This window comes from Pseudomonas sp. GW821-FHT02B10 (genome assembly GCF_059421865.1).
The window spans coordinates 1-16,445 of the sequence record NZ_JBWKVU010000010.1 but is presented as its reverse complement, the minus strand read 5'-3'; the positions used below and the strand labels follow the sequence as shown (position 1 = coordinate 16,445).

11 protein-coding genes are annotated in these 16,445 nt (G+C 56.7%); 6 read left to right on the top strand and 5 right to left on the bottom strand.

Annotated elements, in window-relative coordinates; all coding sequences use genetic code 11:
• The first annotated feature begins 915 nt into the window (after window positions 1-915).
• Genes AC07VU_RS20490 through AC07VU_RS20480 form a run of 3 tightly spaced genes read left to right on the top strand, consistent with a single transcriptional unit; the run spans window position 916 to window position 5,053 of the window.
• Window positions 916-3,228 (top strand): sensor histidine kinase, encoded by a 2,313-nt coding sequence (locus AC07VU_RS20490; protein WP_495030353.1) that lies wholly within the window; start codon window positions 916-918, stop codon window positions 3,226-3,228.
• The gene (locus AC07VU_RS20485; RefSeq protein ID WP_495030352.1) at window positions 3,218-4,315 is read left to right on the top strand and encodes a response regulator; all 1,098 of its coding nucleotides are present in this window, start codon (window positions 3,218-3,220) and stop codon (window positions 4,313-4,315) included. The genes AC07VU_RS20490 and AC07VU_RS20485 overlap by 11 nt, the downstream gene beginning before the upstream one ends.
• A complete protein-coding gene (locus AC07VU_RS20480) occupies window positions 4,316-5,053 on the top strand; it encodes a hypothetical protein (RefSeq protein ID WP_495030351.1) in 738 nt (245 codons plus the stop codon).
• Here AC07VU_RS20480 and AC07VU_RS20475 read toward each other — a convergent pair.
• The 5 genes from AC07VU_RS20475 to AC07VU_RS20455 all read right to left on the bottom strand — a co-directional run bounded on the left by AC07VU_RS20475 (window position 5,042) and on the right by AC07VU_RS20455 (window position 10,182).
• A complete protein-coding gene (locus AC07VU_RS20475; protein ID WP_495030350.1) occupies window positions 5,042-6,727 on the bottom strand; it encodes an HsdM family class I SAM-dependent methyltransferase in 1,686 nt (561 codons plus the stop codon). The two genes, AC07VU_RS20480 and AC07VU_RS20475, sit on opposite strands and share 12 nt — an antisense overlap.
• Window positions 6,728-7,198: 471 nt before the next feature.
• Window positions 7,199-8,089 (bottom strand): RNA polymerase sigma factor SigJ, encoded by an 891-nt coding sequence (gene sigJ, locus AC07VU_RS20470; RefSeq protein ID WP_495030349.1) that lies wholly within the window; start codon window positions 8,087-8,089, stop codon window positions 7,199-7,201.
• A gap of 2 nt (window positions 8,090-8,091) precedes the next feature.
• Window positions 8,092-8,532, bottom strand: a complete 441-nt coding sequence (locus tag AC07VU_RS20465) for a carboxymuconolactone decarboxylase family protein (RefSeq protein WP_062825471.1) — start codon at window positions 8,530-8,532, stop codon at window positions 8,092-8,094.
• A gap of 100 nt (window positions 8,533-8,632) precedes the next feature.
• The gene (locus AC07VU_RS20460; protein ID WP_495030348.1) at window positions 8,633-9,649 is read right to left on the bottom strand and encodes a PDDEXK nuclease domain-containing protein; all 1,017 of its coding nucleotides are present in this window, start codon (window positions 9,647-9,649) and stop codon (window positions 8,633-8,635) included.
• A 122-nt stretch (window positions 9,650-9,771) separates the two neighbouring features.
• Window positions 9,772-10,182 carry a PA0061/PA0062 family lipoprotein gene (locus AC07VU_RS20455; protein ID WP_092418388.1) on the bottom strand — a complete coding sequence of 137 codons (411 nt, stop codon included), beginning with the start codon at window positions 10,180-10,182 and terminating at the stop codon, window positions 9,772-9,774.
• A 222-nt stretch (window positions 10,183-10,404) separates the two neighbouring features.
• Between AC07VU_RS20455 and AC07VU_RS20450 the strand changes: the two genes are divergently transcribed.
• From AC07VU_RS20450 to AC07VU_RS20440, 3 genes are read left to right on the top strand one after another with little or no spacing between them, the layout of a single operon-like run.
• A complete protein-coding gene (locus AC07VU_RS20450) occupies window positions 10,405-13,626 on the top strand; it encodes an efflux RND transporter permease subunit (protein ID WP_495030347.1) in 3,222 nt (1,073 codons plus the stop codon).
• Window positions 13,616-14,782, top strand: a complete 1,167-nt coding sequence (locus AC07VU_RS20445) for an efflux RND transporter periplasmic adaptor subunit (RefSeq protein WP_495030346.1) — start codon at window positions 13,616-13,618, stop codon at window positions 14,780-14,782. Before AC07VU_RS20450 ends, AC07VU_RS20445 begins: the two co-directional genes overlap by 11 nt.
• A complete protein-coding gene (locus tag AC07VU_RS20440; protein ID WP_495030345.1) occupies window positions 14,766-16,184 on the top strand; it encodes an efflux transporter outer membrane subunit in 1,419 nt (472 codons plus the stop codon). Before AC07VU_RS20445 ends, AC07VU_RS20440 begins: the two co-directional genes overlap by 17 nt.
• Window positions 16,185-16,445 lie beyond the last annotated feature (261 nt).

The window sequence follows — 16,445 nt, the reverse complement described above, 5'->3', positions numbered from 1 at the left end:
AACATATTCGGGATACCCAGTAGTTCAAATATGACTGTCTATAGGTATGAAAATGCTGACAGCTTGCTAACAACCTCATACACCCAGCAATATCCCTTAAGCCTCCCTCCCCAGTCGCTCGCCATCTTCACGTATGATCAACAAGATGCTGCGACTATCCACAACACTACGACTGCTTGTAAACAGCTGCTCATTAGATGCGTGAACATAATCAACAGCCTCCTGCTGACGAGTCCGCTCCGATTCAAAAATGGTGAAAACTACTGATACTTTCACGTGTCACCTCATCTGCCCACAGAATCAAAACAGGATAATTTCAGCGCTGCTTGACTGAGCAGATCAAATGCGATCCCGCAGACCGCTAGGCACAGAAGAGGATGCCGCCCCCCCCTTAACGCAGTCGCATCCCTATCTTGACTGCAGGGTTGCGAGCAGTCAGTAAGACGCCGTCACGGCCTGATCTTCCCTACCCTTGCCCCTCAGGCTCTAGGTGAAATTTCCCACTACCCAGGATTAGCCGCTGTAGCTGTGGTCATCATGCTTGATTGAAGATCACGACAAGTCTTCATTGGCTTGACCGTGTTGCAGACCACCCTGGCAGGATTGAAAGCTACCTAGGTCATTTATCGCAACGAATCGAAGCCCTTAGCCTCCTGACTAACAAGGATACTAATGTTGCCAGCAATGCCATACGAGCTAGCCTCGTGCACTGGTTCATCGGATAATTTTCTGATGCAAAAGCGGTGGCCCGCTCATAGTAAGCGTATGCAACAGGAGAGGACCTCATGGGCCACCGAGAAAAAAAGCTAGGCAAAAGTCGACCATGAACGTAAAGATGGCATTTTGCTAACACTCGAAGCCATGGGATCAGAAGGCTAAGCCATCGTTCCCAAACATGCAGATCGCGGAAGGAACATGACCCTAAGTATGGATAGCCAAACGAGTTTTAGATCGATTATTGAGCAGGAGCTGGCGAAGGAACATCCAGACTGGCGACTCATCGAAAAGCTGAGTAGAGACGAGGTTGACTCTGACCCTCTGAATGTCCGCTTCAGCGTGGACGCCGCCCACATACAACGGTTGGGCCTCGAGTTAGTCGCAAAGCAAGAGACCGCTCTGGTGGAACTCATCAAAAACTCCTATGACGCAGAAGCGTCTGAAGTCAAGGTCTCATTTGAAAATTTCGAAACCCCCGGGGGTACATTAGTTATCGAGGATAATGGTGCGGGCATGACACTCGATATAGTGCGTGACGCGTGGATGAGAATATCAACTATTAATAAACGAGATAACCCCGTATCACCGAATTATGGTCGAATAAGGGCTGGTAGAAAAGGTATTGGTCGCTTCGCCGTTCAGCGTCTGGGCAAGAGCCTAATTCTAGAAACCGAAATAAAAGGTAGCAATGAGGGGTTGAGAGTAACGTTCCATTGGGATAAGTCATTCACAGATGGAAAATCTTTAGCAGACATATTCAGCAATGTTGAAACATACCCCAAAAACCCCGCAATTCAACTTACAAGGCTGACAATTATAGATCTGCGTGAGGTATGGACTCCAGCTGCCCTACAACGTGCATGGAAAGCGATATTACTCTTACAGCCGCCATTTAAACTGAAGAATAAATTCCTACGCAACGAAGGCATACCAAAAGATATTGACCCTGGATTTGAAGTCATTATCAATGGCGTTACTAGAAAACAGCAGACCACTGAGCTATCGATAGATAACGCCTTTCTAGAGCATGCAATCGCCGAAATAAGTGGATCCATTGACGAGCAAGGAAATGCGAAAATAAGAGTCACCTCGAACAAGCTAGACCTTGATGACTCCCAGGAATTAGAGCAGAAATTCATGCTAACCGGGCCCATCTCATTCGAAACAAAATATTTTATTTATGCAGCGGAGACCCTTTCAGGCTTCAATAAAAATACTGCTTTAGAAATGGCGAGCAAATACGGTGGAATTCGAATTTATCGCAACGGATTTAGAGTGCTACCTTATGGCGAAAGATCAGACGACTGGTTAAGCCTCGACCATGACTATGGCCGCCGAGTCTTACTAGTCCCTGCAAACAACCAAAACTTCTTCGGGCATGTCGAGATAGATGCAGAACTCAATCCATTATTCGAGGAAACAAGCAGTCGAGAAGGCATCATTGAGAACGAAGCTTTTGATGAACTTCAGAAATTTGTTCGTACAGCAGTAGAGTGGGGTGTTAAGCGGGTAGCGGAAGCTCGTGAGAGAAAAACAACGGCGGGCCAGAAAGATTTCGTCTCTAAAAAAATCATCAGAAAGCCAACAGAAATCTTGGACTCTTTAAGAGCGGAAATAGACAGTAACTCTTCGAATACTTCAGCAGGCGATAACAGAGCGATAACCACAACCTTACTCGAAGCGGCGCAAGCAGAAGTAGAGGCGTGGGAAGAGCATATTGAGCTACAGCAAGCTGAGTCATTGAAATATGAGGAAATGCTACGAATTCTTGCTTCATTAGGACTATCTATCACCGTTTTTAGCCATGAAATTAAAGGTGTCCGCAGCTCCGTTTCCGCGAACATCACAAATCTTTCATCCATTACTGAAGGGTTAGATGATGGGGCAGACAAGAGATCTTTGACTGAAGGCATCAATTGGATCGAAACCGCCACCAACAGGATGTTTGACCTAGGCGGATATATTGCGGGTCTTATGAGCAGCACTGAAAGCAGAGAACTTAGAACCCTCTCTATCAAAGGTGTGATAGAACGTTTTATAGAGCAGTTCCAGAAATATATAGAACGTCAACACATAACATTTTTGACTGAGATACCCCAACAGAACCTTCAAACTATTGCAATGCATTCAAGCGAGATAGATTCCATCCTCCTTAACTTGATGACAAACTCTATAAAATCTATAAAAAAATCAAAGAATACGCCTCGCAAGATTAGAATACGGTCATTCGAAGATGACGGTGATGTAGTAATTCTCTTCGAGGATAACGGAACAGGTGTGCCTGATGACATCGCACATAGAATTTTCGACCCCTTCTTTACCACAACAGTCGGGATCGAAGATGACACCGTCGCAGGACCTGGAACAGGCTTAGGACTGAAAATCATATCTGACATTGCGCAAAGTTACGGCGGCGGCGTAAAACTTATTCACCCAGATAAAAACTACAGCTGCTGTTTTGAGGTGAGAATTAAGGCCTTAAAAAAACAAGGAGCTTTCAATGAATTTTAAGGGCTATTTTGTCGACGATACAGTGGAAGATGCAGTATACGCACGTCTACTCTCTTCCAAAAATGGTGAAGGACTAACATTGGAGTACCTGCAAGTTTCTGAAGCAGTAACTCTCACAAATCAGATATTCAATTCAAATATCGACATTCTTCTCCTAGACTTTCGACTAGATGAAAATCCAGGAATGATTTCTCCCGAGCATGCTTACAAAGGCAGTGGATTAGCCCAACTGCTACGGGATAAGGCTATGACCTCCCCTGAAAGGGATATACCAATAGTCTTAATATCGGCAGAAGATAAGTTTCGTAGTTTTTTTAGACCAGATAGAACAGCACATGACTTATTTGACGCTGCATATGGAAAAGACCAAGCTTCAGCTGATCGCAGCGAAGTACAAAGACAGCTTATTTCACTTTGCGAAGGCTATCGCCTTTTAAAATCATGCTGGGATGGAGACCGCATGAGTGTCTTTAGCGATAGTCCTGATGATTTAGTTTTTTTTGACAATCAAGATATAACTTCAAACATACGTGATGCGGCGGCACCGCATATAGCTGCTCGTGCCATCATGAAAAATCTAATAGAGCGAAACGGGGTGCTATTGAGTACTTCTGAAGCTCTTGCACGACTTGGAATCGACAAATCAGGATATGCTGAACTTGAAAAGCTATTAAACCATAACAAGATTGAATATAACGGTATTTTTAGCTCCGGTTGGCCTCGCTGGCTTGCACATCGCTTCGAAAGCTTCGCAGAGGGAGTTTTCAAAAAAAGGCCATCTAATTTAACAGGCAATGAGAAATGCAAGATACTCAATGAAAAGACAGGATTGAATTTCAAACCCGCCAAATCCACTTGGAATCAATCCTCCGATGAAAAGTTTATATTTAGTTGTGCTTCTTGTGCTAAACCGACTGAAATCAGGCACTCTCTTTCAGCATATGATCCGACATGTCCGAGGCACGCTCAACGCCGTCGGATCTGTTGGGACTGCGTACAAACAGAGAAATATATAGAGCGCTGCTTAAAGATCGATGAAATTGATCTAGGCCTAGTTGAAGAAGTCAAGCATAAGGAGCGAGAATAATTGTCTGGAATGACACACAAACAGCAAGAGAACCATGATTTTCTTGCAGAGGCTATATCCGCCAAGGTCATGGCAAAAGCGCTTAATACTGTGGCTGCAAAACTCGGCGAGTGGGGTTTAATAACCTCTGCAGGGTTAGGCGCTTTAACAAACGAAGCGAGTAGACTGAATCGTTTTAAAGACGACACCAACTGGTCTTTGGAAATTGACCGTAGTAACCCTATATCTTTTACCGAAACCACAGACAAGAATGGGGCCTCAATTTTCCCGCGAATAGTATGCGAAGGAATAAGCGTCAGCTATCAACACCCAGCTTACCCACCATTTACCGCATTTGATATTGCTATTGAAATTGTCAACCAAGATCAAGCCCCCGTAGCGCGATGGCATGTTGATCTAGCCAATGAAAAAGACGATGGCATGCAGAGCGGCCCCTTGACGCACATCCAATTCGGAGGACACTTTCAAGGGCACAGAGATAAAGATCATCCACTAAAAGTCCCAAGGTGGTGCCACCCACCAATGGATTTGATATTGCTTTGCGAGGTTACTGCAGCAAACTTCTATACAGATGAGTGGATCGAACTTCGCGAAGACCCGAGCTGGTGTCAGGCCGTTCACGTCGGACAGAAACTTTGCTATACAGCCTATCTAAACAAGATAAGCTCAAGCTTTGCAATAAGTAGTAAAACCTTACTTCACTCGATGTGGGCGTCAGAATGGAAATCAAACGCCTGAACGATATCGATTGTTCTTTCTTAGCTCTCTGACTTTACAGAGAGCTAACGCCAACATATTAGCCTTGTAGCTCCCTTGCGGAAGACAGCCAAAAATAACCTCATCGGCTTTTGCTGAGGCTTCATCATGTTTCCCGTGGCGAAGCAACACATCAATTTGAGAGTAGTAATTATCGATCATATCGCGCGAAATACCGTCCGGTAACATCAGTGCAATTTTCTCTGCTTCTCTTGGCTCATGTTTCAATACGCCAGACCCATACCTTCGCCCTACAAACTCAGACGATATCTGCGAGAAACTTGTAAGCAAAGAAATAGCGATAAGTTTTTTCTTATACCCTGACAAACCTTCTTTAAAGTAAGCCCGGTGAATAGTATTCGTACAATTCAATCCTAGATCGTTGAGCACTAGTCTAGGACCGTGGTGATTCATCACGGGGAAAAATCCGTCTGGAATTCTCCCATCACTTGGCGAGTGCCAAATCTCGCGTTTCTTAAAAGTACTTATCCTCCCTCTTTCCTCCACACTAAAACTTTGAAGATACTCAAACAACCCTGAACCTTCTACTGGATTTTCCTCACTATTTACTAGGTAACCACGTCCTCCATCACCAATTAGGCTTTCAAAATCAGATAAAGAAAAACTCAGCCCTTGGGCAAATTTAAACTTTGAGAGTACTGGAAGCACATCACCATCAGTCAGACGCGCCTCAGTTTTAGAAGTTTTATCAATAACGAAAAACTTATTAGCACCCGTTACTAGGCCAATATTAATTTTTAACAAATCACCTAAACACAGACAGGCCGCACTTGATTCAAGCTCACTATAAACCTGGACAGTTCTTCTGCTAACACTCAAGAATGAAGGCCTTCCTAGTAGAGGACGGCCTATTGGCTTTCCCAGTTCCCAATCAAGAATGGCAGTTTCCAGTTCAGACAAATCCAACGCGTCATAAAACTTCAAACTAGATTCTGAGGCATGATCCCTACGCCCTTTTGCCAGCAATACAACTGTTTCTTCTTCAGTACCCTCCGCCTTAAAGAAGCGCTGATGCATCAATATGCACATAACATCGCTAAATGACCTGGCTAGATATTGACGAACATTCACAGCATAATCTGCCTGCAGGAACGACCCTGGCAACACCCACGCCATCCGCCCATTGGGTGCCACGAAAGAAACAGCATGAAACAAGAAGTGCGCCCAAAGGCTAGACTTCCCTCCTAGTGCAACTCCAAGCAACTCAGCACTCTTAACTAGTCCCTTGCGCTTTGCATCAGGGATAGATTGATAAGGAATATATGGTGGATTACCGATGGTAGCATCGAACAATACTGGCCAATCAATTAGTGATTGAGTCTCCAAGAAATCTTTGTGGAGAAATTTTGATTGATCGACCGGCCGACCTAATGCCTCAGCTAGGAACTCAAAAGCACCGTCATCTATGTCACATCCATAAATCTGCGCCTTCGGATCATTTGCACCAAGTTGCGTCAAGCGACGTCGCGCTGCGACCAAGAAACCGCAGCCGCCAAAGCTAGGTTCAAGAATGAGGTCTGACGAGGCCCTGATGGCCCAGTCCGTTAGAATTTGACTCAGCTTTTCAGGCGTATAGAACGCGCCGAGACGCTTACGCTCGGCCGCTGGCAGCGGGATTCTTGGAATTGGGATCATAACTCAGTCATTTACACTAGCATGGCAGATTGGATGGATAGGTAGGCTACTCAATGTCCTCCCTAGGACTGACTGGTGTGGAGAGCAGACATCCTCAGCCACCACAATGATGTCGCTAACCAACGCTCCAGCTTAAGGGGTTAAAGCTATTTTTACTAGGATGGCTCTGCTGATCTGCCAGCTCTCCACAAGCCAGATGGCATGCTACAAGGTACAGCTGGAGTACGCTGCCTAGGTGTGACGCATACTACCAAAAATCCATAACTTACTGTTTTTATATATTTTTTCTAGAAAAGACTAAAAAACACTCAAATCCCGCTTCAGTCCATCCCTCGTGACATAGGTAGGAGGCTCAATCAATAAACGTATCCTCATACTCCACTGCACCCTCCCACACAGACCAGCCATGCTGATTCAGAACCGATGTCGAACCGCGATGATCTTTTGGTAGATACACCAGATATCGGACAATTAAATAAGCACACTCTCCTCTCCCATCCCCCCCAACTTCTCCGGATTCCGCACAATAAAAATCCGATCCACCTGCCCGCGCTCGTCATACCCAAAACTCACCACCGCCACCACCTCCCCGTCCCCCCGCAACACCACCCCACGTCCACCATTGATCTCCAACTCCTGCCACTGATACGCCCGCCAGTACGTGCTCAACGACTCCCCCACAAACCCCAACACCGCTTCCAGCCCATACAAGGTCTCGCGAATGGCACTGGCCTTGCCGCCACCATCCGCGCACAGCTCGACATCCTCGGACAACAACGCCGCCAACCCCTGGGTCGAGCCGCTGTCGATGGCGGCGTGGAAGGCGCTCAGCAGTTGTTGCTGGCGTGAAGGGTCCGGTTGGTAGCGCGCTTGGGTGTTGCCCAGGCTGGCTTTGGCGCGGGACACCAGTTTGCGGCAGGTGGCTTCCTGGACGCCGAGGGTTTGCGCGACTTGGGGGTAGTCCAGGTCGAAGATGTCGTACAGCAGGTAGGCGGCGCGTTCCTTGGGGGTCAGGCGTTCGAGCAGGAGCAGGAAGGCGGTGGACAGCGACGAGGCCAGTTCATGGCTGTGTTCGGGGGAATCGTGATGCAAGGTGTGGATCGGTTCCGGCAGCCAGGTGCCGACGTAGTCCAGCCGCGAGCGCTGGGCCGAGCGCAACAGGTCGATGCAGTGCCGGGTGCAGGCGGTGGTCAGCCAGGCGGCCGGGGTGGCGATGGAGGCCTTGTCGGCCTCCAGCCATTTGATGAACAGGTCCTGCACCACGTCCTCGGCCTCGGCGCGCGAGCCAAGGAGGCGATAGGCCAGGCCCAGCAGGAAGCTGCGACGGCTTTCGAACACCGTCGTTTCATCGATTCGATCCATCCTCAGTGCCTCGACACCTGCAAGCGATTCCACAGGTTGATCATGCCGATATCGGCCGTCAAGGCGGCGATCTGCGCGTCGCTGAAATGTTCGCGCAGGGCGGCGCGCAACGGGCCGAAGTCGGTGTCTTCGCGCAGCACGGTGAGGGCTTCGGTCCAGGCCAGGGCGGCGCGTTCGGCGGCGCTGAAATCGCTGACATGGCGCCAGACCACAAGACGGTCCAGGCGCTCGTTGCTTTCGCCGTCTTCACGGGCTTCGCGGGTGTGCATCTTCACGCAGAAGCCGCACTGGTTGATCTGCGAGGCGCGCAATACCACCAAGTGGTGCAGCTTGCGCGCAAGGCCATGGGCGTCGATCAGGCCGTGGACCTGGCCCAGGCTTTCGAAGATCTCGGGGATGGTTTGCAGCAGGTTGACGGCTTGGGTCGGGTGGCTGGATGACATGAGGTGGCTCCGTTAATTGAGGGATACACCGACATGACGGGCCAGGTGGGCGGTTTGTGACGGGGTGGCGGAAAAATAATTCGGGCTCCGATAAGGCGGCTCAAACCGCCTGAGGATTCAGCGCATAAAACTCATGCAGCTTGGCCTGCAGAAGCTTCTTGTCCGGCAGTTGTGTCTGGTACTCGGCAATCAATGCGGGTGAGAGTGAGCGGTTGAGGGCGTACTCGACCACCTCGTCGTCCTTGCTGGCGCAGAGCAGCACGCCCAGGGCCGGGTTCTCATGGGGTTTGCGCACCTGGCGGTCCAGCGCTTCCAGGTAGAAATCCAGCTTGCCCAGGTATTCCGGCTCGAAGCGCCCGACCTTGAGCTCGATGGCCACCAGACAATTCAAGCCGCGATGGAACAGCAGTAGATCCAGCACGAAATCACGCCCGCCAACCTGCAAGGGATAGCGCGAAGCGACAAAGCAGAAGTCGCGGCCCATTTCGATCAGAAAGTCTTTCAGTTGCTGCACTAACCCACTGTGCAGATCGGCTTCGCTATGACCTTGAGCCAGGTCGAGAAACTCCACCACATAGGCGTCCTTGAACACCCTCAACGCCTCGGGATGCAATTGTCTCAACGCTGTCGAGACTTTTGCTGGGCGGGTCAGTGAGCGCTCGAACAGGGCCGACTTGATCTGGCGCTCCAGCTCCCGCCGCGACCACTGCTCCTGAATCGCCATATGCAGGTAAAACTCACGTTCTTCTGGCCGTTTGCCCTGTCCAAGAATGACCAGGTGATGGCTCCAGGATAATTGTCGCACCAGTGGTGCGACTTTCTCGTCGTCCCGATAAAGCTCATAAAACTGCCGCATACGAAACAGATTCGCTCGGGTAAAACCCCGCAAGCCCGGCTGTTGTCGCGCAAGATAATCCGCCAACTGCCGGACCACTCCATCGCCCCACTCCGCCGCCTCGATCTTGCGGCTGATATAGGCGCCGATCTGCCAATACAACTCCACCAGTTCGGTGTTCACCGCCCGCATCGCCCGTTGGCGCGCGGCGGCGATCATTTGCGCCACTTCGTTGAAGGCCGCATCGGTGGACGTCGGTAGTGCTCCGGCAGGTTGGCTCATAAAGAAGGCTCCGCTTGAAGATTCAAATCCTCATCATCGAGCGCCCCACCATAAATTTGCTGTCAGGCGGTTCTCTTTCCATTGAGCGAAATGTCTTGGTTTGGGCAGCGCGAGAAGCGCTGTCACCCCGGCATACACTCAAAATCCCGCACGCTCGCCACCTGCTTCCCCTCCCCGTCATACAACCTCGCCCGCACCTCAGTCCCCAAGGTCGACTCCACCAGCTTGTAATGCTCCCCCGCCTTGAAGCTCGGGTAGCTCACCTGCCCGCGGCAATCGACCTGGTTGGAGTCGCCGCCGACTTCTTCGAACAGGGTCACGTCCAGACGGTGGGCACCGGGTTGGACTTCGAAGTAGCGGCCGTCGTCGACGTTCTTGCCGTCGACGCGTTCGGCCATCAGGTCGCTGGAGCCCTCTTCTTCCAGGCTGATCCAGGCTTCGTTGGGATCGGCCTTGGGCATCGGGCCGGCGCAGGCGGAGAGCAGCAGCACCAGGCTCAGGGCGGGAATCAGCAGCAGCGGTTTGGTGTTCATGGCAGGTACCTCGGCAGTAAAAAATCGACACGCGGCGCGGAGCGAAAAAAGCGCTCGCGCCGATTGCCATCCAGCTTGTCGAGGCACCCGCCACAGGACAAATGAATCCCCGTGAAAGGAAATTCAGGCCCAACCTAAAACTTCCTTCACCTGGCTGAAAGCCGCGTGTTAGGTGGGTCGCGGCAGGCTGCCGAGGTTCGTTTTCCCTCGGAGGTCCACCGCATGCTCGGGCTGGTCAAGACCGCTCTGCTCAAGCCCTACACGTTTATCGTGCTGGCGATTTTTATCTGCATCATCGGGCCGCTGGCGGCCCTGCGTACCCCCACCGATGTATTCCCCGATATCGGCATTCCGGTGGTGGCGGTGGTCTGGCAGTACACCGGCCTGTCGCCGGACGCCATGGCCGGCCGGGTGATCTACACCTACGAGCGCTCCCTGAGCACCACGGTCAACGACATCGAGCACATCGAGTCGCAATCGCTGCCGGGCATGGGCATCGTCAAGATCTTCTTCCAGCCGGGGGTGGATATCCGCACCGCCAACGCCCAGGTCACGGCGGTGTCGCAAACCGTGCTCAAGCAGATGCCGCCGGGCATCACGCCGCCACTGATCCTCAACTACAGCGCCTCGACGGTGCCGATCCTGCAGATGGCGTTCTCCAGCCCGACCCTGTCGGAAGCGAAAATCCGCGACCTGGTGCAGAACAATATCCGCCTGCCCCTGAGCTCCGTGCCGGGGCTGGCGATGCCAACGCCCATGGGCGGCAAGCAGCGGCAGATCACCCTCGACCTGGACCCGCAGGCGCTGGCCGCCAAGGGCCTGTCGGCGCAGGACGTGGGCAATGCCCTGGCGGCGCAGAACCAGATCATCCCGGTGGGCACCGCCAAGCTCGGCGCCAGCGAGTACACGGTGCTGCTGAACAACAGCCCGACGGCCATCGACGAGCTCAACGACCTGCCGATCAAGACCGTCGACGGTTCGCTGATCACCATCGGCCAGGTGGCCCATGTGCGCGACGGCTCGCCGCCGCAGAGCAATATCGTGCGGGTCGACGGCCACCGCGCGGTGCTGATGCCGGCGCTGAAGAACGGCAATATTTCCACCCTGTCGATCGTCGATGGCATCCGCCAGATGCTGCCGCGCATCGACGAAACCCTGCCGCCGGCGCTGAAGACTTCGCTGCTGGGCGACGCCTCGGTGTTCGTCAAGCAGTCGGTGGGCAGCGTGGCCCGGGAAGGCATCATCGCCGCGCTGCTGACCAGCGCGATGATCCTGTTGTTCCTCGGCAGTTGGCGCTCGACCCTGATCATCGCCGCCTCGATCCCCCTGGCGGTGCTCGCGGCCATCGCCCTGCTCGCCGCCAGCGGCCAGACCCTGAATGTCATGACCCTCGGCGGGCTGGCGCTGGCGGTGGGGATTTTGGTGGACGACGCCACGGTGACCATCGAGAACATCAACTGGCACCTGGAACAGGGCAAGGCGGTGAAGGCCGCGATCCTCGACGGCGCCCGGCAGATCGTCGGCCCGGCGTTCGTCTCGCTGCTGTGCATCTGCATCGTCTTCGTGCCGATGTTCCTGTTGCAGGGCATCGCCGGTTACCTGTTCCGCCCCATGGCGCTGGCGGTGATCTTCGCCATGGCCAGCTCGTTCATCCTCTCGCGCACCCTGGTGCCGACCCTGGCCATGTACCTGCTCAAGCCCCACACACCGGAAGCCGGGCCCGGGCATCACCCGGAAGACGCATTCATCAACCACCACGAGGGCGAGCAGCACGCCCGGCCGCGGCATGCCCTGGTGCGCGGGCTGCTGGGCTTCCAGCAGGGGTTCGAGCGGCGCTTCTCCAACGTGCGCGACACCTACCACGGCCTGCTGACCCTGGCCCTGGCCCACCGCAAGCGCTTCCTGCTGGGGTTTCTCGCCTGCGTGCTGGCCTCCTTCGCCTTGCTGCCGAGCCTCGGCCAGGACTTCTTCCCGGCCACCGACGCCGGCGCCCTGGCCCTGCATGTGCGCCTGCCCCTGGGCACGCGGATCGAGGAAAGCGCGGCGGCCTTCGACCGCATCGAGGCGCGGATTCGCGAGGTGATTCCGCCGGAGCAACTGGACAGCGTGATCGACAATATCGGCATCCCCTTGAGCGGCATCGACATGGCCTACAGCAGCAGCGGCACCATCGGCCCGCAGGATGGCGACATCCAGGTCACCCTCAAGCCCGGCCACGCGCCGACCGCCGACTACGTGAAGCGATTGCGCGAGGCCCTGCCGGAAAGTTTTCCCGGCAGCCAGTTCGCCTTCCTGCCGGCGGACATCAGCAGCCAGATCCTCAACTTCGGCGCGCCGGCGCCGCTGGACGTGAAAATCTCCGGGCCCGACAGCGCCGCCAACCGCGCCTATGCCCTGGAGCTGCAACGGCGCCTGCAACATGTGCCGGGCATCGCCGACCTGCGCATCCAGCAGTCCACCGGCTACCCGTCGCTGGCGGTCAAGGTCGACCGTCTGCGGGCCAATGGCCTGGGGATCACCGAGCGTGACGTGACCAACAGCATGGTGGCCTCCTTGGCCGGTAGCTCCCAGGTGGCGCCGACCTTCTGGCTCAACCCGCAGAACGGCGTGTCCTATTCCATCGTCGCCGCCACCCCGCAGTACCGCCTGGACAGCCTGCCGTCCCTGGAGGCGCTGCCGGTAACCGGCAGCAACGGCCAGTCGCAGATCCTCGGCGGCCTGGCCAGCATCTCGCGGGTGGACAGCCCGGCGGTGGTCACCCACTACAACATCCAGCCGACCCTGGACCTCTACGCCAACATCCAGGGCCGCGACCTGGGCGGCGTGGCCCGGGATATCCAGAAAGTCCTCGACGATAGCCAGGCGCTGCGACCCAAGGGCGCGACCATCAGCCTGCACGGGCAGATCGACGCCCTGCACGAAGCCTTCAGCGGCCTGAGCCTGGGCCTGCTGGGCGCGGTGGTGCTGATCTACCTGCTGATCGTGGTCAACTTCCAGTCCTGGCTCGACCCGTTCGTGATCATCACCGCGCTACCGGCGGCCCTGGCCGGCATCGTCTGGATGTTGTTCTTGAGTGGCACCTCGCTGTCGGTGCCGGCGCTGACCGGGGCCATCCTCTGCATGGGCGTGGCCACGGCCAACTCGATCCTGGTGGTGAGCTTCTGCCGCGAACGCCTGGCGGCACACGGCGATGCCCTGAAAGCCGCGCTGGAGGCCGGCTACACGCGCTTTCGCCCGGTGTGCATGACCGCCCTGGCGATGATCATCGGCATGCTGCCCCTGGCCCTGTCCGAGGAGCAGAACGCGCCCCTGGGCCGCGCCGTGATCGGCGGCCTGATCCTCGCCACCACCGCCACCCTGTTGTTCGTTCCCGTGGTGTTCAGCCTGGTCCACGGGCGTCACCCCACTCGCGCTGTCGCTGGAGAAAGTACCCATGTCGCCTGAACACACCCCCTCGCGCAAACGCCTGCTGTGTCTGGGCATCGGCGGCCTGACCCTGGCCGCCCTGCTGGTGGCCAACGGCCTGGCCGCGCGCACCCGCCATGAACGCGCGGTGGCCGCCTGGACCGAAACCGCCGCCGTGCCCCAGGTGCTGGTATTGCAGCCGCAGCAGAACCGCCAGGGCGACGTCCTGCGCCTGCCGGCACACCTGGAAGCCTGGAGCAAGGCGCCGATCCACGCCCGGGTCAGCGGCTACCTGAAAAGCTGGAACAGCGACATCGGCGCCAAGGTTCAGGCCGGGCAAGTCCTCGCCGAAATCGACAGCCCCGACCTCGACCAGCAACTGGCCCAGGCCCATGCCCGGCTGGTGCAGGAACAGGCCAATGCGCGCCTGGCGCAGACCACCGCCGTGCGCTGGCAGAACCTGCTGGCCAGCCACTCGGTGTCGCGCCAGGAGGCCGATGAAAAAACCTCCAACGCCGCGGCCGCCAAGGCCAATGCCGAAGCAGCCGCTGCCGATTACGCGCGGCTCTCGGCCCTGGAGGACTACAAGACCATCCGCGCGCCCTTCGCCGGCACCATCACCGCGCGCCACACCGATATCGGCCAGTTGATCAAGGCCGACAACGACAGCGATCCGCAGCTGTTCGATCTGGCCGACACCCGCAAGCTGCGGCTCTACGTGCCGGTGCCGCAGAACTACGCCAGCGTGATCCGCCCCGGCCTCAGCGCCGAGCTGACGGTGCCGGAGCACCCCGGCCAGCACTTCAGCGCGCGGCTGATCGGCGACTCCACCGCCATCGATCAGCGCTCCGGCACCCTGCTCGCCCAGTTCGTCGCCGACAACCCCGACGGCGCGCTGCTGCCCGGCGACTATGCCGAGGCCGCCCTGGCCCTGCCCGCCGACACCCGGGGCGTAAGCATCCCGGCCAGCGCCTTGATCTTCCGCGCCCAGGGCACTCAGGTGGCGCTGCTGGACGAGCACAACCACGTGCACCTGCGGGACATCCATATCGGCCTCGACCTCGGCGCGCGGCTGGTGATCGACCAGGGCCTGCAAGCCGCCGACCGGGTCATCGACAACCCGCCCGATGCCCTGCGCGAAGGCGACCTGGTGCAACTGGCCGACGCCGGAGGTGAGCATGCGCCCAAGGCTTGAGCCGCTTGCGGTGTTGCTGTTGCTGGCCCTGCAAGGCTGCTCCCTGGCGCCCGGCTACCAGGTGCCAACCGTGGAACTGCCGGCCCACTACCGCGAACAGACCAGCGACGGGCCCTGGCATCCGGCCCGACCGGCGGACCAGCTGGCCAGCCAGTGGTGGCTGCTGTACCAGGACCCACGCCTGGATGACCTGCAACAACGCCTGCTCAAGGCCAACCCGGACCTGGCGGCGGCGCTGGCGCACTTCGACGCGGCCCAGGCCTATGCCAGCCAGCTGCATGCCGGGCTGTTCCCGCAGATCAGCGCCAGCGGCCAGTCCCTGCGCCAGCGCCAGTCGGACCACCGGCCGTTGCGCGGCGGCAGCCAGCCTTCGGTCTACAACAGCAACAGCGCCGGTTTCTCGCTGAGCTTCGACCCGGACCTGTGGGGGCGGATTCGTAACCAGGTGGCCGCCGGCGACGCCCAGGCCGAAGCCTCGGCCGACGATCTGGCGGTGGCGCGCCTGAGCCTGCAACAGCAGTTGGCAATGCTGTATGTGCAGCTCAATGGCCTGGATGCGCAGCGCGCGATCCTCAGCCAGTCCCTGGACGATTACGCCCAGGCCCTGCAACTGACCCGCAGCCGCTACCAGGGGCAGATCGCCTCGGAGCTGGACCTGACCCGCGCGCAAAACCAGCTGGCCAGCGCCGAGGCCGAGCTGGACGAAGTGCGCGGGCAACGCAACCTCACCGAACACGCGATCGGCGAACTGGTGGGCGAACCGGCCAGCCAGTTCCAGCTGCCCGCGACCCAGCAAACCCTGGCCGTGCCCAGCGTGCCGCAACAACTGCCCAGCGCCCTGCTACAACGCCGCCCGGACATCGCCGCCGCCGAACGCCGGGTGTTCGCCGCCAACGCCAACATCGGCGTGGCCCGGGCCGCCTGGTACCCGGACTTCAGCCTCACCGGCCTGCTCGGCGGGCAGACCCAGGGCAGCGGCAACCTGCTGGCGGCGGGCAATCGCTACTGGGCGCTGGGGCCTCTGGTCAACCTGCCGATCTTCGACGGCGGCCGCCTGAGCGCCAACGAACGCCAGGCCCACGCCGAATTCGAGGAAGCCGCCGCCCATTACCGCGGCCAGGTGCTGCGGGCGGTGCGTGAGGTGGAGGACAACCTGGGGCAACTGCGGGATTTGCAGCAGGAGGCCCTGGACCAGCAGGCGGCGGTGAATGCCGCCGAGCATACGCAGGCCCTGGCGATGAACAGTTATCAGGCGGGGGCGGTGAGTTATCTGGAGGTGGTGACGGCGCAGACCGCGGCGTTGCAGGCGCAGCGGGGGTTGCAGGCGCTGCAGACGCGGCGGTTGCAGGCGAGTGTGGGGTTGGTGGTGGCGTTGGGTGGGGGGTGGAAAGCCTGGGGCTGATGCCAGAGGCAGGGCTATAGAAAGCTCGATATTGTGTGTTTGCTATTACTCGACCGTGCAGCAGTCGCAAACTTCAATCCTACTGAGTACATATCCATTCCTGCGGTAACGGCGACTTACGGTTCCGCTCTTACAGCGGGTCACTTTGGAAAGGCGCCAAAGTAACCAAAACGCCCTGCCCCTGGCGTCCGGTCCTCGCTAAGGCTCGGATTCCCTCGCTCCGGTCCTGCTCCGTGGGCCGCCGCCACAGGCCATCCATGG

Bases quoted from the DNA above. Each gene is read 5' to 3' on its own strand.
- AC07VU_RS20490 (WP_495030353.1), top strand. From the start codon at position 916: ATGACCCTAAGTATGGATAGCCAAACGAGTTTTAGATCGATTATTGAG.
- sigJ (WP_495030349.1), bottom strand. From the start codon at position 8,089: ATGGATCGAATCGATGAAACGACGGTGTTCGAAAGCCGTCGCAGCTTC.
- AC07VU_RS20445 (WP_495030346.1), top strand. From the start codon at position 13,616: ATGTCGCCTGAACACACCCCCTCGCGCAAACGCCTGCTGTGTCTGGGC.
- AC07VU_RS20460 (WP_495030348.1), bottom strand. From the start codon at position 9,649: ATGAGCCAACCTGCCGGAGCACTACCGACGTCCACCGATGCGGCCTTC.
- AC07VU_RS20485 (WP_495030352.1), top strand. From the start codon at position 3,218: ATGAATTTTAAGGGCTATTTTGTCGACGATACAGTGGAAGATGCAGTA.
- AC07VU_RS20455 (WP_092418388.1), bottom strand. From the start codon at position 10,182: ATGAACACCAAACCGCTGCTGCTGATTCCCGCCCTGAGCCTGGTGCTG.
- AC07VU_RS20475 (WP_495030350.1), bottom strand. From the start codon at position 6,727: ATGATCCCAATTCCAAGAATCCCGCTGCCAGCGGCCGAGCGTAAGCGT.
- AC07VU_RS20440 (WP_495030345.1), top strand. From the start codon at position 14,766: ATGCGCCCAAGGCTTGAGCCGCTTGCGGTGTTGCTGTTGCTGGCCCTG.
- AC07VU_RS20450 (WP_495030347.1), top strand. From the start codon at position 10,405: ATGCTCGGGCTGGTCAAGACCGCTCTGCTCAAGCCCTACACGTTTATC.
- AC07VU_RS20465 (WP_062825471.1), bottom strand. From the start codon at position 8,532: ATGTCATCCAGCCACCCGACCCAAGCCGTCAACCTGCTGCAAACCATC.